Source organism: Enterobacter sp. BNK-22 (genome assembly GCF_048684805.1).
Taxonomy (GTDB): Bacteria; Pseudomonadota; Gammaproteobacteria; order Enterobacterales; family Enterobacteriaceae; genus Enterobacter; species Enterobacter quasiroggenkampii.
This window is the reverse complement of record NZ_JBLQTT010000001.1, coordinates 1,714,197-1,736,884: the sequence shown is the minus strand read 5'-3', so window position 1 is coordinate 1,736,884 and position 22,688 is coordinate 1,714,197. Positions and strand designations below refer to the sequence as shown.

The 22,688-nt window shown below is 51.1% G+C and carries 36 protein-coding genes; 33 read left to right on the top strand and 3 right to left on the bottom strand.

From position 1 onward, the window contains the following. Nucleotides 1-307 precede the first annotated feature (307 nt). Nucleotides 308-751, top strand: a complete 444-nt coding sequence (locus tag ACMGGE_RS08185; protein WP_325849100.1) for a hypothetical protein — start codon at nucleotides 308-310, stop codon at nucleotides 749-751. A 503-nt stretch (nucleotides 752-1,254) separates the two neighbouring features. On the opposite strand, the gene ACMGGE_RS08180 is transcribed toward ACMGGE_RS08185, so the two are convergent. Further along, nucleotides 1,255-1,914, bottom strand: coding sequence for a LexA family protein (locus ACMGGE_RS08180; RefSeq protein ID WP_325849099.1), 660 nt, complete (start codon nucleotides 1,912-1,914; stop codon nucleotides 1,255-1,257). A gap of 90 nt (nucleotides 1,915-2,004) precedes the next feature. Here ACMGGE_RS08180 and ACMGGE_RS08175 point away from each other — a divergent pair, with 90 nt between their 5' ends. The 18 genes from ACMGGE_RS08175 to ACMGGE_RS08090 all read left to right on the top strand — a co-directional run bounded on the left by ACMGGE_RS08175 (nucleotide 2,005) and on the right by ACMGGE_RS08090 (nucleotide 10,915). Beyond that, the gene (locus tag ACMGGE_RS08175) at nucleotides 2,005-2,202 is read left to right on the top strand and encodes a Cro/CI family transcriptional regulator (protein WP_325849098.1); all 198 of its coding nucleotides are present in this window, start codon (nucleotides 2,005-2,007) and stop codon (nucleotides 2,200-2,202) included. Between the two features lie 25 nt (nucleotides 2,203-2,227). Further along, nucleotides 2,228-2,698, top strand: coding sequence for a YmfL family putative regulatory protein (locus ACMGGE_RS08170; protein WP_325849097.1), 471 nt, complete (start codon nucleotides 2,228-2,230; stop codon nucleotides 2,696-2,698). Between the two features lie 240 nt (nucleotides 2,699-2,938). Continuing rightward, the gene (locus tag ACMGGE_RS08165; RefSeq protein ID WP_071993458.1) at nucleotides 2,939-3,151 is read left to right on the top strand and encodes a DUF4222 domain-containing protein; all 213 of its coding nucleotides are present in this window, start codon (nucleotides 2,939-2,941) and stop codon (nucleotides 3,149-3,151) included. Then, nucleotides 3,108-4,034, top strand: a complete 927-nt coding sequence (locus ACMGGE_RS08160) for a conserved phage C-terminal domain-containing protein (RefSeq protein WP_214599851.1) — start codon at nucleotides 3,108-3,110, stop codon at nucleotides 4,032-4,034. Before ACMGGE_RS08165 ends, ACMGGE_RS08160 begins: the two co-directional genes overlap by 44 nt. Continuing rightward, complete coding sequence (locus ACMGGE_RS08155; protein ID WP_420293638.1) at nucleotides 4,031-4,525, top strand: hypothetical protein; 495 nt, start codon at nucleotides 4,031-4,033, stop codon at nucleotides 4,523-4,525. The genes ACMGGE_RS08160 and ACMGGE_RS08155 overlap by 4 nt, the downstream gene beginning before the upstream one ends. Then, entirely contained in the window at nucleotides 4,525-5,184 is a 660-nt protein-coding gene (locus tag ACMGGE_RS08150; RefSeq protein ID WP_420293637.1) for an MT-A70 family methyltransferase, read from the top strand. The genes ACMGGE_RS08155 and ACMGGE_RS08150 overlap by 1 nt, the downstream gene beginning before the upstream one ends. Continuing rightward, the gene (locus ACMGGE_RS08145; protein WP_023293907.1) at nucleotides 5,181-5,408 is read left to right on the top strand and encodes a hypothetical protein; all 228 of its coding nucleotides are present in this window, start codon (nucleotides 5,181-5,183) and stop codon (nucleotides 5,406-5,408) included. Before ACMGGE_RS08150 ends, ACMGGE_RS08145 begins: the two co-directional genes overlap by 4 nt. Beyond that, the gene (locus ACMGGE_RS08140; RefSeq protein WP_248189578.1) at nucleotides 5,405-5,725 is read left to right on the top strand and encodes a LexA family transcriptional regulator; all 321 of its coding nucleotides are present in this window, start codon (nucleotides 5,405-5,407) and stop codon (nucleotides 5,723-5,725) included. Before ACMGGE_RS08145 ends, ACMGGE_RS08140 begins: the two co-directional genes overlap by 4 nt. After that, nucleotides 5,722-6,111, top strand: a complete 390-nt coding sequence (locus ACMGGE_RS08135; protein ID WP_023338483.1) for a RusA family crossover junction endodeoxyribonuclease — start codon at nucleotides 5,722-5,724, stop codon at nucleotides 6,109-6,111. The genes ACMGGE_RS08140 and ACMGGE_RS08135 overlap by 4 nt, the downstream gene beginning before the upstream one ends. Before the next feature lie 24 nt (nucleotides 6,112-6,135). Then, entirely contained in the window at nucleotides 6,136-6,852 is a 717-nt protein-coding gene (locus ACMGGE_RS08130; protein ID WP_420294182.1) for a phage antirepressor KilAC domain-containing protein, read from the top strand. Further along, nucleotides 6,849-7,838: a DUF968 domain-containing protein gene (locus tag ACMGGE_RS08125; RefSeq protein ID WP_420293636.1), complete on the top strand. Its 990-nt coding sequence runs from the start codon at nucleotides 6,849-6,851 to the stop codon at nucleotides 7,836-7,838. The genes ACMGGE_RS08130 and ACMGGE_RS08125 overlap by 4 nt, the downstream gene beginning before the upstream one ends. Before the next feature lie 13 nt (nucleotides 7,839-7,851). Next, nucleotides 7,852-8,430, top strand: a complete 579-nt coding sequence (locus tag ACMGGE_RS08120; RefSeq protein ID WP_420293635.1) for a DUF1133 family protein — start codon at nucleotides 7,852-7,854, stop codon at nucleotides 8,428-8,430. A gap of 101 nt (nucleotides 8,431-8,531) precedes the next feature. Continuing rightward, nucleotides 8,532-9,221 (top strand): hypothetical protein, encoded by a 690-nt coding sequence (locus ACMGGE_RS08115; protein ID WP_181623128.1) that lies wholly within the window; start codon nucleotides 8,532-8,534, stop codon nucleotides 9,219-9,221. 87 nt (nucleotides 9,222-9,308) lie between these two features. Beyond that, nucleotides 9,309-9,704, top strand: a complete 396-nt coding sequence (locus ACMGGE_RS08110) for a phage holin family protein (protein ID WP_016063604.1) — start codon at nucleotides 9,309-9,311, stop codon at nucleotides 9,702-9,704. Then, a complete protein-coding gene (locus ACMGGE_RS08105; RefSeq protein WP_127851212.1) occupies nucleotides 9,691-9,996 on the top strand; it encodes a phage holin family protein in 306 nt (101 codons plus the stop codon). Before ACMGGE_RS08110 ends, ACMGGE_RS08105 begins: the two co-directional genes overlap by 14 nt. After that, a complete protein-coding gene (locus ACMGGE_RS08100; RefSeq protein WP_420293634.1) occupies nucleotides 9,974-10,516 on the top strand; it encodes a glycoside hydrolase family 108 protein in 543 nt (180 codons plus the stop codon). The genes ACMGGE_RS08105 and ACMGGE_RS08100 overlap by 23 nt, the downstream gene beginning before the upstream one ends. Next, nucleotides 10,513-10,788, top strand: coding sequence for a hypothetical protein (locus tag ACMGGE_RS08095; RefSeq protein WP_086538225.1), 276 nt, complete (start codon nucleotides 10,513-10,515; stop codon nucleotides 10,786-10,788). Before ACMGGE_RS08100 ends, ACMGGE_RS08095 begins: the two co-directional genes overlap by 4 nt. After that, the gene (locus tag ACMGGE_RS08090) at nucleotides 10,778-10,915 is read left to right on the top strand and encodes a hypothetical protein (protein WP_420293633.1); all 138 of its coding nucleotides are present in this window, start codon (nucleotides 10,778-10,780) and stop codon (nucleotides 10,913-10,915) included. The genes ACMGGE_RS08095 and ACMGGE_RS08090 overlap by 11 nt, the downstream gene beginning before the upstream one ends. A gap of 57 nt (nucleotides 10,916-10,972) precedes the next feature. On the opposite strand, the gene ACMGGE_RS08085 is transcribed toward ACMGGE_RS08090, so the two are convergent. Next, nucleotides 10,973-11,578 carry a hypothetical protein gene (locus ACMGGE_RS08085; protein ID WP_420293632.1) on the bottom strand — a complete coding sequence of 202 codons (606 nt, stop codon included), beginning with the start codon at nucleotides 11,576-11,578 and terminating at the stop codon, nucleotides 10,973-10,975. A gap of 57 nt (nucleotides 11,579-11,635) precedes the next feature. Here ACMGGE_RS08085 and ACMGGE_RS08080 point away from each other — a divergent pair, with 57 nt between their 5' ends. Then, complete coding sequence (locus ACMGGE_RS08080; RefSeq protein ID WP_420293631.1) at nucleotides 11,636-13,093, top strand: glycosyltransferase family 2 protein; 1,458 nt, start codon at nucleotides 11,636-11,638, stop codon at nucleotides 13,091-13,093. A 102-nt stretch (nucleotides 13,094-13,195) separates the two neighbouring features. Here ACMGGE_RS08080 and ACMGGE_RS08075 read toward each other — a convergent pair whose 3' ends face one another. Beyond that, on the bottom strand, nucleotides 13,196-13,732 hold the full coding sequence (locus ACMGGE_RS08075) for a hypothetical protein (protein ID WP_420293630.1): 537 nt from the start codon (nucleotides 13,730-13,732) through the stop codon (nucleotides 13,196-13,198). A 174-nt stretch (nucleotides 13,733-13,906) separates the two neighbouring features. Between ACMGGE_RS08075 and ACMGGE_RS08070 the strand changes: the two genes are divergently transcribed. The 13 genes from ACMGGE_RS08070 (at nucleotide 13,907) to ACMGGE_RS08010 (ending at nucleotide 22,627) form a co-directional block, all read left to right on the top strand. After that, on the top strand, nucleotides 13,907-14,497 hold the full coding sequence (locus tag ACMGGE_RS08070; protein ID WP_420294181.1) for a hypothetical protein: 591 nt from the start codon (nucleotides 13,907-13,909) through the stop codon (nucleotides 14,495-14,497). After that, nucleotides 14,494-14,838, top strand: coding sequence for an HNH endonuclease signature motif containing protein (locus ACMGGE_RS08065; RefSeq protein ID WP_047716573.1), 345 nt, complete (start codon nucleotides 14,494-14,496; stop codon nucleotides 14,836-14,838). Before ACMGGE_RS08070 ends, ACMGGE_RS08065 begins: the two co-directional genes overlap by 4 nt. Nucleotides 14,839-14,970: 132 nt before the next feature. After that, on the top strand, nucleotides 14,971-15,435 hold the full coding sequence (locus ACMGGE_RS08060; protein WP_047174718.1) for a phage terminase small subunit P27 family: 465 nt from the start codon (nucleotides 14,971-14,973) through the stop codon (nucleotides 15,433-15,435). Then, nucleotides 15,389-17,125: a terminase large subunit gene (locus ACMGGE_RS08055; protein ID WP_128348795.1), complete on the top strand. Its 1,737-nt coding sequence runs from the start codon at nucleotides 15,389-15,391 to the stop codon at nucleotides 17,123-17,125. The genes ACMGGE_RS08060 and ACMGGE_RS08055 overlap by 47 nt, the downstream gene beginning before the upstream one ends. Next, nucleotides 17,125-18,402: a phage portal protein gene (locus ACMGGE_RS08050; RefSeq protein WP_039269165.1), complete on the top strand. Its 1,278-nt coding sequence runs from the start codon at nucleotides 17,125-17,127 to the stop codon at nucleotides 18,400-18,402. Before ACMGGE_RS08055 ends, ACMGGE_RS08050 begins: the two co-directional genes overlap by 1 nt. A gap of 17 nt (nucleotides 18,403-18,419) precedes the next feature. Next, complete coding sequence (locus tag ACMGGE_RS08045; RefSeq protein WP_048959878.1) at nucleotides 18,420-19,100, top strand: HK97 family phage prohead protease; 681 nt, start codon at nucleotides 18,420-18,422, stop codon at nucleotides 19,098-19,100. 3 nt (nucleotides 19,101-19,103) lie between these two features. Further along, entirely contained in the window at nucleotides 19,104-20,264 is a 1,161-nt protein-coding gene (locus ACMGGE_RS08040; protein WP_420293629.1) for a phage major capsid protein, read from the top strand. Between the two features lie 31 nt (nucleotides 20,265-20,295). After that, complete coding sequence (locus ACMGGE_RS08035) at nucleotides 20,296-20,622, top strand: head-tail connector protein (protein WP_279992475.1); 327 nt, start codon at nucleotides 20,296-20,298, stop codon at nucleotides 20,620-20,622. Then, complete coding sequence (locus tag ACMGGE_RS08030; protein WP_023315892.1) at nucleotides 20,622-20,963, top strand: phage head closure protein; 342 nt, start codon at nucleotides 20,622-20,624, stop codon at nucleotides 20,961-20,963. Before ACMGGE_RS08035 ends, ACMGGE_RS08030 begins: the two co-directional genes overlap by 1 nt. Beyond that, entirely contained in the window at nucleotides 20,953-21,330 is a 378-nt protein-coding gene (locus ACMGGE_RS08025) for a hypothetical protein (protein WP_420293628.1), read from the top strand. Before ACMGGE_RS08030 ends, ACMGGE_RS08025 begins: the two co-directional genes overlap by 11 nt. Continuing rightward, nucleotides 21,327-21,737: an HK97-gp10 family putative phage morphogenesis protein gene (locus ACMGGE_RS08020; RefSeq protein WP_047174725.1), complete on the top strand. Its 411-nt coding sequence runs from the start codon at nucleotides 21,327-21,329 to the stop codon at nucleotides 21,735-21,737. Before ACMGGE_RS08025 ends, ACMGGE_RS08020 begins: the two co-directional genes overlap by 4 nt. A 13-nt stretch (nucleotides 21,738-21,750) precedes the next feature. Continuing rightward, complete coding sequence (locus tag ACMGGE_RS08015) at nucleotides 21,751-22,206, top strand: phage tail protein (RefSeq protein ID WP_063430283.1); 456 nt, start codon at nucleotides 21,751-21,753, stop codon at nucleotides 22,204-22,206. Between the two features lie 73 nt (nucleotides 22,207-22,279). Then, nucleotides 22,280-22,627, top strand: a complete 348-nt coding sequence (locus ACMGGE_RS08010) for a phage tail protein (RefSeq protein WP_420293627.1) — start codon at nucleotides 22,280-22,282, stop codon at nucleotides 22,625-22,627. Nucleotides 22,628-22,688: the final 61 nt, after the last annotated feature.

The window sequence follows — 22,688 nt, the reverse complement described above, 5'->3', positions numbered from 1 at the left end:
AGAATCCCCGGACCGCTGCGGCACATGCGCCATATACCGTACTGCAACTGCTGCCTGTCTTTTCACCACATCAGGCTCAGTGGATCCTGCTATTCCCCAACAACAAGGATTCGGTTAATCTGGATATCCCTAACAACACAAAGGATCTTGAAATGAGTAAGCCGGATGATTACGAGGAAAGGCACATGCCACCCCGGCAAGCGCCTAAACCACCCCCGAAGCCAGGGGATTAAGTTGATAAGTGAGGTGATAAATGAGTAGGGACGATTGTAATTTTGCTATTTATTATTCATATACTCTGGAAAGAATGAATTACACCCTGCTTACGAGAATAGATAAGCTCATCACTTTGGTGCTTATTGTCGTAGGCTTCTCGGTGTTTTCTTCATTTAACAACTATTTCGTTTTTGGGGTATTTGTATCGGTCCTTTCTGTTCTACAGCTTGTTTATCATTTCGGACAAGAAGCTGGGTCTTCTAAAGAGCAAATGAAACAATACAAAAGGCTACTGGCTGAGTCACCATCGTTATCAGACGCAGAGCTAACCGACCGCTTCATTAAAGCCCAGGACACAGACAGCAACCCGTGGCGATCATTGGAGAACGCGGCATATCTAAAAGCCTGCCTTTATTTCAGTCTTCCCGCCACTTACAACCTAACTATCTTTCAGAAGTGCATGTCATTGTTAGCCGGTGACTTGCCGCGAAAGAAAGACTTCGAGGAAAAAACAGATGAGCAAATTTGCAAATGACCACATGCCACCGAAAAAGCCACCTGCACAGCCAGTGAAACCTCAGCCTAAAAAATAATAAACTCAAGGATCGCACACATGAGCAAACCAATTGAGCCGTTTCATGTTCCACCAAAGCCAATGCCGCCCCGGCCTGGAAAATAATAAGGGCTAACATGAAAGCACACAGCACGATTCATGAGGGGCCAAGGCCTGATAGTCACGTCCCACCTCGGCCAATGCCCACGCCAAGGCCGAAAGCACGGCAGTAGTTTTGGTGTTAAGGGATATCCAGATTTTTAAAGAGCGAAGCGTCCAATTAATGGGCGCTTTTTTGTTTGTTTCGGCGCATGTGTCATATGCCGTAATGCTAACTACCACATCTGCTAATGTAACTTTGAGTACCCTTTGCGCGATCTAAATGTAACTTTGGTTACTTTGGTGGTCAAGCTAGAAATGTACTTTTTGTTACCTCTGGGAGTAAAAAAATGCCAGAAGATGATCTGGCATTGGAAATGAATAACTTAGATGTTCTGGGTTATCTGAACCACTTTTCCAACAATTCGGCAGTTACCGTCTATCTGGATAGGTTTGAATGCAGGGTTAAGTGGCATCAAGTATGAGAAGGGACTATCCCATACCAGCTTTTTAACGGTCGCTTCAGCTGAACCGTCAAGTATTGCTACTACAATTTTTCCGTAAAGGTCATCCAGTTGGCCATAATGAGGCTCAACAATAACGATCGACCCTTCAGGAATCGATGGCAGACCATGAGGGTTGGTCATTGACTCCCCACGAACTACCAATCCGAATACTTCATCAGAAACGTTTGCAGTGGTTTGCGTCCATGAAATCACATCAGTAAGCCTTGAGCATGCATAAGTATCAGTCCACATACCAGCCTGAACGGCGGAGATAATAGGGACTGCCGTTGGTGGCTTAAGGAACGGAATAACTTTGGTATCGTCCTGTGTTTCCTCACCCTGACCGTAAAGAATCCATTCTGGAGTTGTCTGCAACGCCATTGCCAGTTGGTGGAGGTTTTCACCATCAGGTTTGGTCGTACCGCTCTCCCATTTAGTTACGGAAACACGGCTGACTCCTAAGCGTTTAGCTAGGGTCTGCTGTGTTATGTCGAGTTGGACTCGACGGGATCTTATTCGGTCTTTCATCTCTGTTTTCATGTAACCAATGTTACATTGATTCCTTGTAACTGTTGTTTGCTATTTAATGTACCTTTTGTTACCTTTGGCGTGAGTTAATTAGGAGGAACCATGCGTAAATCAGAAGTCATTGAACACTTCGGCGGCGTATCAAAAACCGCGTGTGTTCTTGGGATTTCCCACCCGGCAGTTTGCCGATGGGGTGAGGTTATCCCTCAAAAGCAAGCGTTCGTCATCGAGCGAATTACGAACGGGAAGCTTAAGTACGATGCAAGCCTTTACCAAAAGGTTACAGATTCAGCTGCTTGAAAGTAACTACAAAAGGAAAACCAGCATGGTAGAGCCAAGCCTGAAAGAAGTAGTTAAAGCGATGTGCAAAGCGTACCCAGGAGGCCGTGAGGCTATGGCTGGTGCTCTTGGCATGTCCGTAACGCAGTTCAATAACAACCTGTACGAGAAAAACGGCTGCCGGTTTTTCGAAGCCAACGAGCTAGAGGCGATGGAGGACATTTCGAATACCTCACTTCTGGCGGATTACTTCGCTCGTCGCCGCGGAGCACTGCTGGTGGATGTTCCTCATCTGGAAGACCTGGACCGTGTCGACTTGTTTGATCGCGCACTGCGTACATCAGCAGCGCGCGGACGAGTCGATACCGTAATTCATAAAGCCCTGGAAGACGGAGTAATTGAACCGCATGAAGCTGAAGAAATTAACGAGTATCACCGCCGTCATTTGGCTGCGCGTGAAGAAGAAATCCGCGCGATTGTTGCGCTGTTTAGCCGTAAGAAAAGCCAAAAAAAGTGACGCCCGCGAGTGTGCAGCTCCGGGCGTCTTGGCGTGTCGTATTCAGTGGAGAAACTAACGCATGAACAGTTTAAACCGATTGAGACCAGCGAAGCAATTCAGATGCCTTCCGCTGGTGGGAAAAGATTCCCCGTTCGGCTATGTGGAGAGATTAAACGACCAGGCTGGTGCGAACAACTACCAGCCTGAGAACGCGATGGTAGAGGCTTTTGCTCAGATGAACGAGAAGGAGCGTGAGGAATGGCTGAAGTTAACCGGCGATTCAAAGACCACTACGGCGTCCCGGTCCGTGTCATCAGATGGGAGCCACAGACTCGACGCGTTATATACCTTCGCGAAGGGTACGATCATGAGTGCTTCAGCCCTCTTGAGCAATTCCAGCGTAAATTTACAGAGTTAAAGGACGACCATGAGCCTGTTGATGCCATCCCGGCCGATAGTGATAAACCCTGACCTTGCTTACAGCATTGGCCTGAACGAGGCGATTGCGTTGCAGCAGGTTAACTACTGGCTTAAAGAAACCACCTCCGGACTGGAGCGTGACGGCGTGCGCTGGATTTACAACACCAACGAGCAGTGGCTGGAGCAGTTCCCGTTCTGGTCTGAGTCTACGCTGAAGCGCACATTCACCCGTCTGAAGCAGCTCGGCGTGCTCAAAGTTGAGCAGCTGAACAAGTCTCAGCGCGACATGACGAACTACTACACGATCAACTACGAAAGCGAGCTTTTAGATGAGGTCAAAGTGACCAAATCGAAGAGTTCAAAATGCACTCTTCCATCAGGTCAAAATGAGCCGATGGAAGAGGTCAAAGTGGAACGCTCCATCGGTTCAAAACGAACCGCTCTCATCAGGTCAAATTGCACTGATGTTCTTACAGAGAATACAACAGAGAATACTACAGATATTAAAAACCCTATTTGTCCGGTTGCGCCGCAACCAGACGGTGATGTGTTGATCACCGATCAGGCTAAACAGGTTTTAACCCATCTGAACCAGGTGACCAGTTCGCGTTATCAGGTTTCAACAACCTCGCTGCAAAATATTCGTGCCCGAATCGGGGAGGGCTACACCGTTGAAGAATTGTCGCTGGTGGTGGACTACTGCAACGCCAAGTGGAGCGAAGACCTGACGATGGCGGCCTACCTTCGACCACAGACGCTTTTCCAGCCGTCCAAGTTCCCTGGCTACCTGAAGTCAGCGAATAGTTGGGCCAAAGCTGGGCGACCTCCTCGCGTAAACGGAGAGTGGGCCCGAGAGGATGGGGTATTCCGCTCCAGTTTCCAGAACACTGACTACAGCAAAGTCCCGGCAGGATTCAGAGGAGCTAACTCATGAGCCTCTTGAAAGACATTCAGATTTTCATCGCCGCTAACCCTGGCTTAACGAACAAAGAGATTGCGGCATCAATGCCACAGTACGACGTTCATGCTGTTCAGCGCGGGGTATGCCACCTGGTCAAACTGAATCGCGCTACCCGCCAGCACAACGGCAAGTGCTACCAGTATTTTGCTAAAGCGCCGGGTGGGGATGTGAGCGAAGGGCGTTCTGCACTGAAAATTAACCGAGCTGACGCACCATCAGCATCAGAACAGGATGCCGCACTGAACCCGGCAGTAACCGCGATGATGGAAAAAGCTCAAGGCCTGTTTGAGAAGGGGCTCTTCCAGCGTGCGGCTACGGTTCTGATGGAAGCATTCAACCGCTCAAAAGACGAAGAGCAGCGAATGAAGATCCTGATTGAGCGCCAGCGCTGCCTGAGCATGGTACCGAAAATAAAAACGCCTACTGACGCATGGTGTCTGGCAGGTCAGGGGAGGAATATCTGATGAAATACTCTCTAATTTACGCTGATCCAGCCTGGCTCTATGACAACAAAGCCAGCAACGGTGCAGCAGAAGACCACTACGACACGATGAAGCTGATCGACATGAAGCGTCTGCCTGTTTGGGACCTGGCTGCAGATGATGCAGTTCTGGCTATGTGGTTCACCGGCACACATACCCGCGAAGCGATTGAACTGGCTGAAGCATGGGGCTTTAAGGTCCGCACGATGAAGGGCTTTACCTGGGTGAAGTTCAACCCGCTGGCAGAGCAGCACATCAACAAAGCGCTTCAGGCTGGTGGAGTTGAGGACTTTTACGACTTCCTCGACCTGCTGAACGCGCAGACTCGAATGAACGGCGGGAACTACACCCGAGCCAACACCGAAGACATGCTGATCGCCACCAGGGGGAATGGACTGGAACGCCAGAGCGCCAGCATCAAACAGGTTATCTACAGCCCACTCGGCGAGCATAGCCAGAAACCAGCAGAGGCCCGTTTCCGCCTGGAAAAGCTTTACGGTGACGTTCCGCGAATCGAACTGTTCAGCCGCTGTGGTGCGCCTGGCTGGGACCATTGGGGTAATCAGGCTGAGTCAGCTGCAGTTGAATTGATTTCCGGCGTTGCTGTTCCGGTGGCAGATAACCGGGAGCATGCAGCATGAAGAAGCTATCAACCGAGCAGGAGAACGCGGTTCGTGACGTTGCTCGTCAATGCTCCGATGCCATTAAGAAAGCCCTGAAGAAAAAGCCGAAGCCAAGCTGGAACGTCGTTGTACCTCCGATCCTGAAGGAGTACCACGAGAAGGTGAAACCGATGGGCGTAAGTCTGGTGATGTTCAATAGCGTAATCGGACGCCTGAACGGGCGTTATGGAGTCGAGTCATGATCGAATTAACGCCGCGTCAAAGTGAAGTGTATGAAGCTATCAAGGTTCACATTGAAAAGCTTGGCTTCCCACCAACGTTGATAGAGCTTGCTGAAATGATTGGTTGCTCATCGCAGAACGCTGCTGCTGAGCACGTGAAGGCGCTTAAGAAAAAGGGTTACATCTCCATTGCTCCTGGCGCTGCCAGGGGCATTACCGTCGTCAAAACAGAATTGGATGCTGATCCGGTAGCGATCATTAAAGGCCTGTTATCCGGTGGAGACATGGCCAGAGATAATGCGGTGGAATGGCTGAAAAAACAGGGAGTGACTTTATGAAACTGGTGCTCCCGTTCCCGCCGAGCGTAAACACTTACTGGCGAGCCCCGAATAAGGGGCCGTTAAAAGGCCGCCATCTTATCAGCGCCAAAGGCAGGGCATATCAAAGCGCTGCCTGTGTGGCTATCGTCGAGCAGCTTCGCTTCCTTCCAAAACCTTCAACAGCACCGGCTGCAGTCGAGATTATGTTATACCCACCTGACGAACGGCGCCGCGACATCGACAACTACAACAAGGCTCTGTTTGACGCGCTTACTCACGCTGGCATCTGGGAGGATGACAGCCAGGTGCAGAGAATGCTGGTGGAGTGGGGGCCGAAAGTACCCGGTGGACGAGTAGAGATATCGATCAAGAAACATGAACCTCTGGCGGGTGCAGCCGCCTGATAAGTGGAGAAGAGCATGAATCAGATGAATATCACCGTAATGTGTCCGACTCACCACGCCGCCACGATGGGACAGCAAATAACGATGTCCAGCCGTGAAATTGCTAAGCTGGTCGACTCACGACACAGCAACGTCTGTGTAACCATCGAGCGCCTCATGAATTCTGGCGTAATTGGGGGGTATGCTGCATTGCAGTACACCCACCCTCAGAACCAGCAGGTTTACCACTACTACGAAGTTAACAAGCGAGACAGCTATGTGATCGTCGCGCAGCTGTGCCCGGAGTTTACCGCCCGTCTGGTTGACCGCTGGCAGGAACTGGAGAGCGGGGCCGGGATGGTGGTACCGCAAACACTACCTGAAGCACTTCGCCTCGCTGCCGACCTTGCAGAACAGAAGCAACGCCTGAGTGAAGAACTGGCCATAGCAGCGCCTAAGGCTGAATTTGTTGATCGTTATGTCAAAGCCACTGGCTCAATGACGTTCCGGCAGGTTGCCAAGCTCCTTAACGCCAAAGAACCAGAGTTCGCGATGTTCCTCATTGAGAACGGCATCATGTACCGGTTAAACCGTGTTCTTACACCAAAGAGCAAGCACATCGAAGCAGGGCGCTTCGAGGTTAAGACAGGGACCACCAACCAGACTAACTACGCATTCAATCAGTCCCGCTTTACTGCAAAGGGCGTGCGCTGGATTGGCGGCCTGTGGGCTGAACATATTGCTAAGGGGCAAATTGCGTGAGAGCCATACTTACACCTGAAGTCGCGCCATTGTCCGGGGTGGTGCTGTTTCGTCCAGGTAACGAACTGCTGTGGCTGTTTCGTCGTGGCCGGGTGGTGATTGAAACGCCTTCCGAAGCAATCAAGCACCTGCCATCTGGACTGATTCCTGAAGCGCACCAACCACTGACGGATGATGTCAGTGTGCAGGAGCTTTTCCTGAATGAGAGAGTTATTCAGCGTGCTGGTGGACTGAGTGGCCTTGATGCCTGGCTGGAACGTAAATTCGAATGTCAGTGGCCGCACAACGAATGGCACTCAAAGGACTTCACTCTGCTACGCCACGCCCCCGGCAGCATTCGCCTGTGCTGGGGATGCGATAACCAACTTCGTGAACAAACTACTGAAAGACTGGCAGGAATTGCCATGCAGAACCTGGTAAAATGGCTGCTGGAAAGGGTGAATATCATGCTGGGTTTCAGCGCTGACCACACCCTGACGCTGCCGGAGTTTTGCTGGTGGATGGTACGTAACGATCTGGCTGACCTGATTCCTGAATCAGTAGCTAATCAGGCTCTCCGGATTAAGCCTGAATCGCACACCTCATTGATGCGGGAAAGCGATATTGTTCCGTCATTACCGGCAACTGAAATACTCCAGGAGAAAGTTAAGAAGATAGTCTCGGTGAAGGTCGATCCTGAATCACCGGAATCTTTCATGCTGAGGCCAAAGCGCCGCCGCTGGGAGAATGAGAAGTACACCCGCTGGGTGAAATCGCAGCAGTGCAGTTGCTGTAATAACCCGGCAGACGACCCCCACCACCTGATTGGCTACGGGCAGGGTGGAATGGGTACAAAAGCGCATGACCTGTTTGTGATACCGCTGTGCAGAGCGCATCACGACGAGTTGCACGCTGATCCTGTGGCATTTGAAGCGAAGCACGGCGACCAGTTAACGCTGTTGTTTCGGTTTTTAGATCGTGCGCTTGAAATCGGCGTACTGGCGTAAGTGGAGACGCAACATGATCAATCCTTCTGAAGTTGGCAAATCCGGCGAGATGGTTCGCCTTCGCACTCTCGAAAGCATCTGGGTACAGGGCAAGCTCCGCATGTGGGGCCGCTGGTCATATATCGGTGGCGGCTCTGGCGGAAACATGTTTAACCAGCTGCTGGCATCCGGGAAAATCACCAAGACCGCAATCAACGATGCGCTGCGCCGCATGAAGAAATCCGGCATCACTAAACCTGAGCTGGAAGCATACCTGCGCGAAATCCTCGACAGCAAAAACAAAAGCGGCCTGGCGTTCTGTTCTGACGAAGAAGGGCTGAAGATTGATGGCGTGATCGCCGCTGTACTCATGAACGAAGAATACCGTGGGTTGTATGGCGTAATCGTTGACCGCCACCGTCTGCGTAAGAGCAAACTACAGATGGCCAAGGAGCTGAATGCCAAACACTCTGACTGGACCCTTATCACATGCCGCCGCCGAATCGACACATGGGTAAGTTTGGCAGAATCGATCCTGTACGCTCCACTTTGTGATGCGTTTGGCACAAATGGCGGCAGATTTAAGTTGCAGAGTGAGCAAGAAAGTGCTTAAATTGTGATAAGCTCGGGACGTTAAAACGAACTGAGCAACAAATAAATGAAACCCGCCAACAGTGCGGGTTTTTTGTTATGATGCCTCAAAAAGGAGGCGTTATGGCTTGGCAAGGTATTCCGTTCCCGCTCAATGGTTCTTTAGGGTTATTAATTGAAAAAATACCCCATCTAAATGTGACAACTAATTCTGGTTTTGGCTGGGATACTATTACAGCGAGTGTGGCAGGTGCTATCATCGCTTCAGCTATACCTGCGGCAATTGCTTGGTGGTCAATTAAAAACAATAATAGAACCATGCGCGAAGACAGGGATAAGCAGTTTAAAGATTTTGAAGAAAGTCGAAAGACACAAATCACAATTGCTGAGGAAGGGCGTAAAGCTCAAGTAATTTCAGCTAATAGATTAGTTTGGATAAAAGATCTGCGAGAGGCTTCTGCCGAATTCGTCTCTACAGTTTATGAAAATATTGTTCTGAGTCAGCGACTTGTTTACGAAGTGCACGCGAAAACTTCAGGGCAACAGTTAACTTCAACGAAAAATGCTTTAAATGATTCATTTATTAAACTAGTACTTCAGTCAACTCGGATAAGAATGATGTTGAACCCGAGTAGAAAGGACCACGACAAGATAGTTGAAATAATGTCAGAACTAAAGACTCATTCTGAACATATGATTAAAACGTCAACGGAAATGGATTCAGTAAAAGTAAATGAAAATCTAAATAAATTCGTTTTAGCAATGCAGTTACTCTTAAAAGAGGACTGGGAAAAAGCCAAACAAAATCTCTAATCAACAATACTTTATCGAGGCTGCCTATTGGCAGCCTTTTTTATTCCCCTCGTTCTGAGAGGAGTCACGGCAATAAGAGGGGGCTAAATGTCCGATCCTGTTTCTGGCACTACGGTAGCGGCTGGTGGTCTGATGGGGGCCAGCATGTTTGGCCTGGCAACCGGCATAGACTACGGTGTGGTGTTCGGCGCATTCGCTGGTGCGGTGTTCTACGTCGCTACGGCGGTAAACATCAGTCGACTTAAGCTGGTGGGCTACTTCATCACATCATTCATCTTCGGTGTTATCGGTGCGCCTCTGCTTGGTTCGTACTTCTCAAAGTGGACGGGCTACAGCGACAGGCCGCTTGATGCGCTGGGTGCGGTAATCGTTGCTGCAGTGGCGATCAAGCTGCTGACGTTCGTCAACAGTCAGGATTTGGGCAGCCTGTTTGGAATTCTCTCTCGCTTACGTGGAGGAGGGGCCAGCAATGGTAACAAGTGATCCGAGTGCGGTGGTGAATGCCTTCATCTGTGGGGTGATCGTCATTGCTCTGATGTTCTACCAGCGCGGCGGGGCGAGACATCGCCCTTTGGTATCGCTGATGGCTTATTTCACGGTGCTGGTATACGCCAGCGTCCCTTTCCGTTACCTGTTCGGCCTATACCATGAATCGCACTGGTTCGTGGTGCTGGTGAACGTCCTGATATGCGCCGCCGTTCTCTGGGCCCGTGGAAACGTAGCACGTATCATTGATGTCCTGAGGCATTCGCATGACCAAAGACGAAATTTTTAATTCCATCCTCGGTAAAGAGGGCGGCTACGTTAATCACCCTGACGACAAGGGCGGCCCGACTAACTGGGGGATTACACAAGCGGTAGCTCGCGCCCATGGATTCAACGGGGATATGCGGAACCTGACCCGCCAACAGGCGCTGGATATCCTGACGGCTGACTACTGGACAGGGCCACGCTTTGATCTTGTTTCTGAGGTATCACCAGCCATCGCCGCAGAACTGTGCGATACCGGCATTAACATGGGCCCATCGGTTCAGACCAAATGGTTCCAGCGATGGCTGAACGTATTCAACATTCAGGGCACGCTCTATCCCGATCTGATTGCAGATGGTTTTATCGGTCCGCGAACTATCAGCGCGCTAAAAAGCTATCTTTCCCGGCGAGGTAAAGAGGGTGAGCTGGTTATGCTCCGTGCCCTGAATTGCAGCCAGGGTCAGCGTTATCTCGAACTGGCAGAACAGCGCAGCGCGAACGAGACGTTTGTTTATGGCTGGGTAAAGGAGAGGGTGGTTATATGACGCTTGAGATGATCACCGGACTCGTTGTCGCTGTATTTGCTGCTATCGCCGCCGCGTTTGGCCTTGGTCATTCACGCGGCACCAGCAAAGCGGAAGCGAAAGCCGACCAGCAGCGCACCGAAGATAACGCAGCGGCCACAGTCGCAGCAGCAGAACGCCGGTTAGAGACAACGAAAGAGGCCAGCAATGTACAGCAGACTGTTAACCATATGCCTGATGACGATGTTGATCGCGAGTTGCGTGACACGTGGAAGCGTCCCGGTGGTGGTTGATACCGCCTGTGACTGGGTAAAGCCAATCTACCTGACTGATCACGACATCGACGTTATGGACCGCCAGACGAAGAAAGACATCCTGGCGCATAACAAAGCGTGGCAGGTGAACTGCTCAAAAGCATGAAGTAATAATTTCATCATGGATGCTTTAAAAGCATCCTGCCTTAATTGTGTATAACGATTATTGATTTGATGAGAAAAAATTCGTTACTTTGACGAAAAGCTGTTCATAAAACTCAATACCTAGTCTGGCGAGCTCTGTTGGATGGCGAGTGTTTAATGGTTGAGAAAGATGTGATTCAGGTGGCAAATAATGTACACCCCTGTTAATTACTTCTTTCACCTCAACCGTTTCTGGTGTGAAGGTTACGAGTAAGGGATGGCTACCACGATATTCCTGTATTTCTGTCCCTCTCATAACAAACTTTTCAATATGTACTAGTTCTCCAGGGTTATGTACATCAAACCCAAGATGAAGGCTTCCTGGGACTCGTTTAGTCACATCCTGGATTGAGTGCGTATCCGCGTTCCTAGCTTGTTTAAGATATCTCAAAAGAGGATCTGAGCTTCTCAAGGCATTTTCTTTCGAAAGGAGTGCATTGAATTTCTCTTTATGCGGATTACAGGCTCTTTGGAGTTTCTCGAAGATTTTTTCTAAACGGTTGAGGAAATCGCACCATGCCTCTTCGTATTCTTCATAGTTTTTTGCTGAGCCCATCCTTTCAAAGCAACGCTTAGAAGCATTCAGTTCTTTTTGGGCCGGAATGAAATCCATATGAAATTGCATAATAAATCTCTCAAGTAACGTCGCCAAGTATTCACTAGATAATAATCGGGTATCGGCATGAAAGTCATCATTGATGGCGTAAGTTATTACCCATGTGTAGGGGAAAGATATCCTATCGGTATAGCAATCACTACGCATGATCGATCAGACATTCTGAAGAACTCACTTGAGCAACACATGAAGCATTTACCTGCCGGAGCGCTGGTAGTTGTAGTGGACGACGGCTCTAAACCTGCCGCAGTAGTGCCTGACGGTGTGCAGCTGCTCCGTCACGAAACATCACTCGGCATTGTTGCTTCGAAGAACGCCAGCCTGTCAGCCCTGATGGATGCCGGGTGCGAGCATCTTTTTTTATGGGATGATGATGCCTGGCCCATTGCTGATAACTGGCACCTCCCTTACATAGAATCATCCGAGCCACATCTGGCTTACCAGTTTCTCGACTTGGCAGGCCCGCGAAAAATTAACGATATGACCGTTCTGTACCGGGATGATAAGCATATTGCTTACACCGGGCAGCGTGGCGTGATGTTGTACTACCACCGCAGCGCTATCGAGAAGGTGGGCGGCTTCGATCCGGTGTATGGTCGGGGCATGTATGAACATCCTGATTTGGCGCTTCGGATTCATAACGCTGGCCTAACGTCATGGGCGTTTGCTGATGTAGTTGGCTCTGAAAAGTTGATTCATTCAATGGACGAGTACGAAGAAGGCGCGCGCAGCATACCGAGGCCAGAACGTGAAGCGCTCGATAAAAAGAACGCTGTGATTTACGGGCAGCGCCGGGATTCAGGATATACAGGCTATGCCGAGTATCGATCTCAGCGCGACGTGGTTATCACTACGTTACTGACCAGCCAGCCAGACCCGCAGCGCGGTACGAAAATGGCTGCCTCGCCTGACATGCTGGCTAAATGGGCCTCATCACTTCGGAATTGTAGCCGTATTGCGCTGGTGGATGAGCTGCATACGGCACCGGCAGACGTTGAGTTGTATCGCGTCCCTGACGTGAAGATGAATGTCTACTTCCGACGCTGGCTGCATATCTGGCAGCACCTGCGCGATCACCCTGAATACCGGTTCGTCTGGTGTACTGATGGTACTGATGTCGAAATGCTTCGCGCGCCATGGGATGAAATGCAGCCCGGGAATGTTTACGTCGGTTCCGAACCGAAGACCTACGCCGACACCTGGGCAAAGCAGAATCATCCAGAGCGTATCTATCAGGAGTTCATTGAAGCGCACCGCAATAATGTGATGCTTAACGCTGGTCTGCTGGGTGGCAGCCGTGCTGATGTAATGGCGTTCGCTCACGGCATCATCCGTCTTTACTACCGGATCGAAAGTTATCGCTTCTGGAAGAAAGAGCAGGCTGGCGCTGCGGTGGGTGACATGTTGGCGTTCGGTATTGTCGCTCATTCATTCGCAGGAAAGGTGATTACCGGACCTCATGTGCACACCGTTTTCAAAACTGATGGGATCGGTAAGGAGGCCGCATGGTGGAAACACAAGTGAGATTATGTGTGAACCAAAACGACCAACCAATAATGAACGGCATGGCAACTATTGATGCAATTTAATTTAACAAGTGCCAGCCCGTTCTCGAAAACAAAAAAATTACAGCTTGGAGGGATAGTACTTTGTTAAAAAATAACACAAATTATCAAAAGCCCATGCCAATCCTTCCTGATTCCGTTCACGAAATGTCAGATTCACTTTTGAGTACTCTTCGCCGTAGATTTCAAGAGGAGATGAAAGCCAAAGGAAAATCTTTTGAAGATATTGAATGGCCTGCTGGTGGGCTGCCTCCTCTGGAAAGGCATCTGAAATAAAATTCATGAATTTAACGTCAAGATTAACTAAGTCTAATTTTAGTTCGTTAGGCGTGTTTGGCCTCAAGGAGAAATCGATGTAGCCATACAGGATGTCCTCTTCATAACCAATAGCACATCCCAAAGTCATAAATAAGCCATCTGCGCTGTTGACTTCAGAGATAAAATCTTTCAACCAAGGGAATTCTTTAACTTCATGAATTTCATTTATCTTTTCCGGGAATTGTATAAGGTCAAATCCTCCATTGTTGATATCACCGTTTTCTCTAATATCGCGACGGTAAGGGAATCGGGTGAAATTATGGCGATCAGTCATTTCCATGAGGTTTCCTTATTACATAGTGAAAAATGAAATCAGCCGCTTCTCCGCTTTTAAATTCGCCAGTGTCCAACCACTGACGGGCTGAACCACACACTTTACCCAGGGTTAAAGCTAAGCAACACCCTGATATTCAGACAGTAGCCGTCTTTGTGCGGCTTTTTTATTGGAGATTCGCTGGTGGCTGAAGACATAAAGTTTGTGGTGGTCGGCCATCACACTCGCTTAGGGCAAGCGCAACGGCTAGCTGAGCTGCTGGATGCTCATCTACTGGTAGATGAAGATAACCATGGCGCGAACTGGAATCACAGGCGCGCTATCGAGTGGGCTGCTGAGCAACCCTGCCGTGTAGTTGTGTTGGAAGACGACGCGCTGCCGGTACATGGATTCACCGAAAAGGTAACTGACTGGCTGGCGCGTTTCCCTGACGACATGTTGAGCTTTTATCTCGGTACCGGCCGACCACCGCAGTATCAGAAAGAGATAGCCGACGGGCTGATTGTTGCAGATAAGTCACGCGCAGACTTCATCAAGCTTCAGCGGCTGATACATGGGGTCTGCTACAGCATCCCGCCTCAGCACCTGAACCGTGTTCTGTCTCGATGGCACAGCAGCAAGCCTGCTGATTATGCCGTGGGTGATGCCTATGGTGGCGCTGTTGTCTATCCATGCTACTCGCTGGTGGATCATGTCGACGGCGAATCGGTTGAGCGTCACCCCGATGCGGCGCCACGCACAGAGCGGCGCAGAGCGTGGAGGCTGGCGTGAATAAAGAGCCTCGTATCTACGGCAGCAAATGGGATAGAGAGCGCCTTGTCTTCCTTCGCGCCCATCCACTCTGTGTGATGTGTCAGGAGCAGGGAAGGGTGGCAGCAGCAACGGTAGTTGACCATATCACCCCTCACAAACTGAAAGAGGCGCTCCGTTCTGGTGATGCGGCCGCCATAAGCAAAGCCCAGAAGCTGTTCTGGAGCCGCAGTAACTGGCAGGGACTGTGCAAGCAGCATCATGACTCAACGAAGCAGAGGATGGAGAAGAGAGGCTCCATCATTGGCTGTGACGAGAGCGGCATCCCCCTCGACCCGACGTCGCACTGGTTCAAACGATAACGTTTCTCATGTGTGCCGTTCCCCGAAGGGGAGGGGGAGGGGTAAAAGTTCAACCCCTCTACCGCAAATGACCGCCGCTCGTGCTTTTTGTGCATAACCGCGAAATGAAAAGTTTTTTTCCGGGAGGTTCCGATGGCAGGACGACGCCCGAAACCGACCCACCTGAAAGTGGTAACCGGTAACCCGGGCAAACGAAAACTCAACGACAAAGAGCCCACTCCGGCGCGAGAAATCCCTAGCCCTCCTGAGCACCTCACAGACTGGGGAAAGGTGGCCTGGGGAAAGTTAACCGTGCTGCTGGACGGTATGGGGATTTTGACCATTGCCGATACGCTGGCGCTCGAACGTCTCTGTGATATTTACGCCGACATTCTGCAGCTGCGCCTGACAATCGCCGATGAGGGGCGAACGTACACCGTGCAGACAGAAGGCGGATTTCTAATCAAAGCGAATCCGGCTGTCGCCATGCTGGCAGATGCCGATCGACGTTTTAAAAGCTACCTGGTTGAATTCGGTCTCACTCCGGCCGCCAGAACGAAGGTGAAAGTTGATGGTGGAGAAAAAGAAGAAGACCCGCTCAACCAGTTCTTCGGTTGATCCCGCAACGCGATACGCGATGGATGTGGATTCCGGTAAGGAAATTGCCGGACCAGATATCCGAAATTCCTGTAAACGTCACCTCAAAGATTTGGAATCCTGTCACGCACGCGGGCTGGTGTGGGATCCTGCAGCTGCGCAGCGCGCCATCGACTTTTTCGCCAAAGTGCTGAAGCTGAATGGCGGTGAGCATGAGGGAAAGCCCTTCAATCTGCTGCCGTGGCAATGCTTTATCGTGGGTTCAATATTTGGCTGGAAAAACTCGGATGACTATCGCCGATTTCGAATGGTTTACGTCGAATCCGGGAAAGGTTCCGGAAAGTCACCGCTGGCAGCGGGAATAGCGCTTTATTGCCTGGTAGCCGACAAAGAGCCTCGCGCTGAAGTGTATGCTGCGGCCACGAAAAAAGACCAGGCCATGATCCTGTTTCGTGATGCGGTGGCGATGGTGGACCAGTCACCGGCGCTGGCGCAGCGGATCAATAAATCTGGTGGTGCCGGTAAAGAGTGGAATCTGGCTTTTCTTCAGACGGGATCTTTCTTCAGGCCCATCAGCTCTGACGACGGGCAGTCAGGACCGCGCCCGCATTGTGCCCTTATTGACGAGATCCACGAACACAAAAACAACCAGGTCGTTGAAATGATGCGCGCTGGCACGAAAGGACGTCGGCAGGCGTTGATTTTCATGATCACCAACAGCGGCCACGACAAAACCAGCGTCTGTTATGACTATCACGAATACGGGCGAAAAGTTGCTGAAGGATCTATTGAGGATGACAGCTTCTTTTCATTCATCTGTTCGCTTGATGAAGGTGAGGACCCGTTCAAGGACGAGTCCTGCTGGAAAAAAGCCAACCCGTCGCTTGGTCACACCTTCACAGACCGTTATTTGAGGGAACAGGTAACCCAGGCGCGCGGTATGCCGTCGAAAGAGAGCATCGTTCGCCGCCTCAACTTCTGCCAGTGGGTTGATGCTGATAACCCATGGATGAGCAGTGATGTGTGGATGGGGTGCGAAGAGGATTTCGATCTCCATGAGCTGCAGGGTGAAGAATGCTTCGGTGGCCTTGACCTTTCCGGAAGCAGGGACCTTACCGCCCTTGCGCTGTTTTTCCCGAAAAAAAGAAAGCTGCTGGTGGAGTTCTGGACCCCAAAAGACACACTTTTGGATCGTGCAAAAACGGATAGGGTCCCTTATGACGCCTGGGAGCGCGACGGGTACATCCACACAACGCCAGGCAAAGCGGTGAAGTATGGATTTGTTGCCGAGCGTATAGCCGACCTTTCCCAGATGTTTTTTATCAAAGCGATCGCCTTTGACCAGTACCGCATTAAGTATCTTGAACCTGAGCTCGAAGAGGCCAGTGTATCGGTCCCTTTAATCCCACACGGTCAGGGATATTACAAAGCCCAGGAGTCAGGGTTGTGGATGCCGCACTCTATCGAGCTTTTCGAGCAGCGGCTTGACGACGGCGACATCATCATAAAAACAAACCCCTGTCTGCGCTGGAATGCAGCATCCGCCGTGACTGAAGCAGACCAGAAAGAAAACCGCATCTTTGCCAAGAAGAAAAGCACTGGCCGTATCGATGGCGTGGTGGCTTCAGCTATGGCGATAGGCGCATCTGAAGGTGATGTCACTGATGAAGGTGATATTGACGATTTCTTCTCACAACCGTTGAGCATGTGATGGACGATTCAAATTACAGCATTGATCTGCGCACAAATAACGGCTGGTGGGCCCGGGTAGCTTCGTGGTTCGTTGGTGGACGGCTGGTAACACCTGAACAGGGTTCCCAAACCGGACCTGTTTCAGCCAGCGGCACGCTGGGCGATTCACAAATTACAGATGAACGCATCCTGCAGATATCGACCGTCTGGCGATGTGTTTCTCTAATTTCCACGCTGACCGCCTGCCTCCCCCTGGATGTATTCGAAACAGATAAAGAGGATAACCGTAAAAAGGTTGGCCTGAGCAATCCGCTGGCCCGCCTGCTGCGCTACTCGCCAAATCAGTACATGACGGCGCAGGAGTTCCGTGAAGCCATGACGATGCAGCTGTGCTTCTACGGCAATGCATACGCACTGGTTGAGCGTAACAGTGTCGGGGATGTGGTCAGCCTCCTGCCGCTGATGTCTGCCAATATGGATGTCCGGCTTGAAGGAAAGCGCATCGTTTATCGTTACCAGCGTGACAATGAATACGCCAATTTCTCACAACGTGAAATTTTCCACCTCAAGGGGTTTGGTTTTAACGGCCTTACTGGGCTCTCTCCTATCGCACATGCCTGTAAATCAGCAGGCGTTGCGGTGGCAATGGAAGACCAGCAGCGGGAATTTTATGCCAATGGTGCCAAATCTCCCAAAATCCTCACCACAGGCGATCGTGTGTTGACGAAAGAGCAGCGCACGCAGCTGGAGGAAAATTTTAAGGAGATTGCAGGCGGTCCGGTGAAAAAACGCCTCTGGATCCTTGAAGCAAACTTTCAGTCCCATGATATCGGAGTTAGTCCACAGGATGCTGAAACGATGGCTTCCAGGAAATTTCAGGTCAGTGAACTGGCGCGGTTCTTCGGCGTTCCTCCGCATCTGGTAGGTGATGTTGAGAAGAGTACCAGCTGGGGATCAGGTATTGAGCAACAAAACCTGGGATTTCTGCAGTACACACTGCAGCCGTATATATCCCGCTGGGAGAATGGCATTCAGCGCTGGTTACTGAAGCCAGAGCAGGTTGGTGTCTATCACGCTGAGCATAATCTTGATGGGCTTCTTCGTGGCGACTCAGCGTCGCGTGCTGCTTTCATGAAGGCCATGGGGGAAGCTGGTCTGAGAACCATAAATGAAATGCGGAGACTTGATAATTATCCGCCTCTTCCTGGTGGTGATGTTGCGATGCGACAGGCGCAATACGTACCAATAACCGATCTCGGCAACAACAAAGAGCCCCGCAGAAATGACGGGGCTTAATTTTTATGGGGGCCATGATGGCTGACATCATTAAAACGCTGTCTTTCGACGAAACGGAGATCAAGTTTGCCGGTGACGGAAAGCAGGGCATTTTCGAAGGTTACGCCTCTGTCTTCGGTAACACCGATTCGGATGGAGACATCATCCTACCGGGGGCATTCAAGAAGACACTGGAGACACAGACCCGCAAAGTGGCGATGTTTTTCAATCACCGCGAGTGGGAGATCCCGGTGGGCAAGTGGGACAGCATACAGGAGGACAGCAAGGGCTTACTTGTTCGCGGTCAGTTAACACCAGGGCACAGCGGAGCCTCCGACCTGAAGGCCGCCATGATCCATGGCACAGTTGAAGGTATGTCCATCGGTTTTTCGGTCACCAAAGACGATTACAGCATTGGCGTTAACGGTGGCTACATCTTCAGCAACATCTCCTGGCTGAAAGAAATCAGCGTCTGCACTTTCCCGGCGAACGAGCTGGCGGGTGTGGATTCGATGAAGAGTATCGACGGGATCGACACCATCCGTGACGTGGAGTGCTGGCTGAGGGATTCAGTCGGACTGAGCAAGTCACAGGCAGTAGGGCTGATAGCCCGTTTCAAATCAGCCATTCGGAGAGAGTCTGAAGGCGACCCAAACAAACCCGATATCAGCGCTCTGCTAAAGAGCATCAACGACTTTAATCCGACTAAAGGAAAATAAAATATGTCAGAACTCGCACAAATTCAGAAAGCCCTCGAGGAATCACAGTCCAAGCTGCAGGGGCTCTTCGATGAGCAGCGAAAACAGATCGAACAGAATGGTACCGTGTCAAAACAGCTGCAGGACGACATGGCTAAGGTTAATGAAGAAATGACCAAAACCGGTCAGCGTCTGTTTGATCTGGAACAGCGTCTTTCATCTGGACCGGATAACCTCGGAGAGAAAAAATCGTTCTCTGAGCGTGCTGCCGAAGAGCTCACTAAATCCTGGAACGGCAGCAAGTCCAGTTTTGAAGCGAAAACCTTCAATAAATCTCTTGGTAGTGATGCTGGTTCGGCTGGTGCACTCATCCAGCCGATGCAGGTGCCAGGCATCATTATGCCAGGGCTTCGCCGACTGACCATCCGTGATCTTCTGGCTCAGGGGCGAATCTCCAGCAACTCTCTTGAATATGTTCGCGAAGAGGTGTTCACCAACAATGCGGCCAGCGTGGCGGAAAAAGCCCTTAAGCCTGAATCAGATATTAAATTCAGCAAACAGACGGCGAACGTTAAAACCATCGCTCACTGGATCCAGGCATCCCGCCAGGTGATGGATGATGCGCCGATGCTCCAGTCCTACGTCAATAATCGCCTGCTTTACGGTCTGGCACTGGAGGAAGAACGACAGCTGCTGAATGGTGATGGTAGTGGTGATGACCTGGAAGGTATCAACCATGTGGCAACTGCCTACGATACCGCCCTGAACGTTTCTGGTGATACGCGCGCCGATATTATCGCGCATGCGATTTTCCAAGTAACCGAGTCCGAGTTCAGCGCGTCAGGCATCATTCTCAACCCACGCGATTGGCATAACATCGCGCTGCTGAAAGACAACGAAGGCCGTTATCTTTTCGGTGGGCCGCAGGCTTTCACCAGCAACATCATGTGGGGCCTGCCAGTTGTGCCGACTCGCGCCCAGGCGCAGGGCACTTTCACCGTTGGTGGTTTCGATATGGCATCGCAGGTCTGGGATCGCATGGATGCAACCATCGAAGTAAGCCGCGAAGACCGCGACAACTTTGTCAAAAACATGCTCACCATCCTGTGCGAAGAGCGCCTGGCGCTGGCGCACTATCGCCCAGCGGCACTTATCAAGGGTTCCTTCGACGAATCCGGCAGCTGATGGAGGGGGCGGGGAAACCCGCCCTTAATTAATGACGATAAATGTGCTTGATGTCGTTCCGATTGAAGAGCTGCGCCAGCATGTGGAAATGGATACCGATGATCGGGATTCCATGATCAAGCGTTACGCACAGTCAGCGCTTGAATACTGCCTGCGCTGGTGCGATGAACCTCGCTGGAAAGTGGCCGAAGATATTCCAGCCCCGGTGGTCTCGGCAATGTTACTTATTTTTGGCGACCTGTTTGAGCACCGAACCAGTCAGACAGAAGTGCAGCTTTATTCAAATGTGGCGGCAGAAAATCTGATGTTTGCCTGTCGTAACTGGCGAGGTGAGGCTGAACAGGGGGAGGGCTCCTGATGGAACCTGGCCGACTCCGGCACCGTGTCCGGATAGAAGTAAAGACTGACGACCGTGACAATTTCGGTCAGTTGATTGGCTGGAAGAGTAAGGGCATTGTCGCGGCAGATATCCGCGCCGTTACCGGGCGGGATTTTATTAGTGGCAGCGCCGAACGCTCCAACGTTACCACGAAAATTTTCATGCGATACCGGGATGATATTCGGGCTACGGTTACTCGCTTTATCGAGGTAACAAATAAGGGAGAAGGACGCGTTTTTACTGTGACTGCACCGCTGCCCACGCGCGACAGACGCAATATTGAAGTCCTGTGTATGGAGGATTTCACTCGTGTTCCCTGAAATAAAAAGCGCGGTAGAAGCACTTCTTGGCGTGAATGTTTATCCACTGATCGGCCCGCAAACGGAAAGCGAATTTGTGACGCTACAGCTTATAAGCGATCCGCGGCTTGTCACTGGCACCATTCGCACAAAAATTGTGGCAGCTCGCTACCAGATAGCCTTTGTATCTTCCCTCTACAGCAGGACAGAGGAAATGGATAAGAGTCTGTGGGCTGTCTGGGAAACTATACAGCACGGTCATATTGGTGGTTATCCCGTCCAGTACGTAGAACGGCAGGGAGTTCGGGAGAGCTTTGAACCAGATGACGGCGGTAAGTACCGGCGGGTGCGGGACTACATTTTTTACTGTCCGGAGGTTGCGACATGATCCGAATGGAGGTTAAAGGTCTGCAGGAGCTGGAGCGCCAGCTCGAAGCTATGGGGGAAAAACTTGCCGTTAAAGTGCTCGGCCAGGCAGGCAAGGAGGCTATGGAAATCGTCAGCGAGGACATGCAGCAGCATGCGGGCTACGACGAAAGCAGCCCAGGCCCCCACATGCGCGACAGTATCAAGGCAACCTACAGGAACCGCATGAATGATGCACGCTGGAAGACAGTTGTGACTATCCGTGTCGGCCCGTCAAAAGAACACACCATGAAAGCACTGGCGCAGGAGTTTGGCACCGTTAAACAGGTTGCCAATCCCTTCATGCGCCCGGCGCTAGATTACAACCGCGCAAAAATATTGCGTGTTCTCTCGGTCCGTATCCGTGAGGGGATCGAAAATAACCGCTAAATGAGGATAGAAAATGGCTGATAAAAGCTCACCGGAATACGCGATGCTTCCCGCGGGAACCGTAGTTAAATGGGGAAAATCAGGAGAGGCAGTTGCTGATTTCTTGCCCCTGGTTAACTGTAAGGCACTTGGCGCTACTGGTGCGACCGGTTCCTTTGTCGACTGCACCACGCTGATCGACACTCAGAAGCAGTTCCTTTCAGATATGGCTGAAGGGCCGGAAAAATCCCTTGGGTTCGTCGATGACCCATCCAATACCAGCTTCACCGATTTCCTGAATGCTGCTGAACAGCGCGAAACAGTGCAGTTTTATATTGAGCTGCCGAACGGTCGTACCGCGACGATGATTATGGCGCTCTCCGGCTGGCAGTTGAATGAAATCACCGCCCCGGCCAGCGAAGTAATTCAGGTTACGGTTAACGGCAAGCAGAACAACATCACCTGGGGCTACAACACGCCGGGTAGCTAAGTACCAACAGACGACATTACGCAAACCACCTTTTACGGCCGCTGCACTGCGGCCTTTTTAATGGAGAATTTTGATGGACGATCTTAAATCCAGCCTGCTGGCCCCGGAGAAAAGCCAGCACAACGTAACTATCCTCGGTGCCGATGTCTTTATCCGACGTCTGACAGCCTTCGAGCTGGAGGAATATGACGAGAAACAGGCGCAACTGCGCGCGGAAAACAACTCTCTGGGTATGGCAATGTCCACCGCGTCATTCATCCTCAGCGCGATGGTTGATGAGAACGGCAACCCTATTCCGGAAGAAAACCTTCCGGCGCCCGATGAGCTGCTTAAAGCGCGCTCTAATGCATCCCTTATTGATGCCCTTCAGACCATCCAGCGCCATAGCTGGGGCTCGCTTGAGGAAGCGAAAAAAAACTGATGGACTCCCCCTGGCTGATGGCTATGTACACCCTTGCCGATCGCCTCGGGGAGCCGGACCC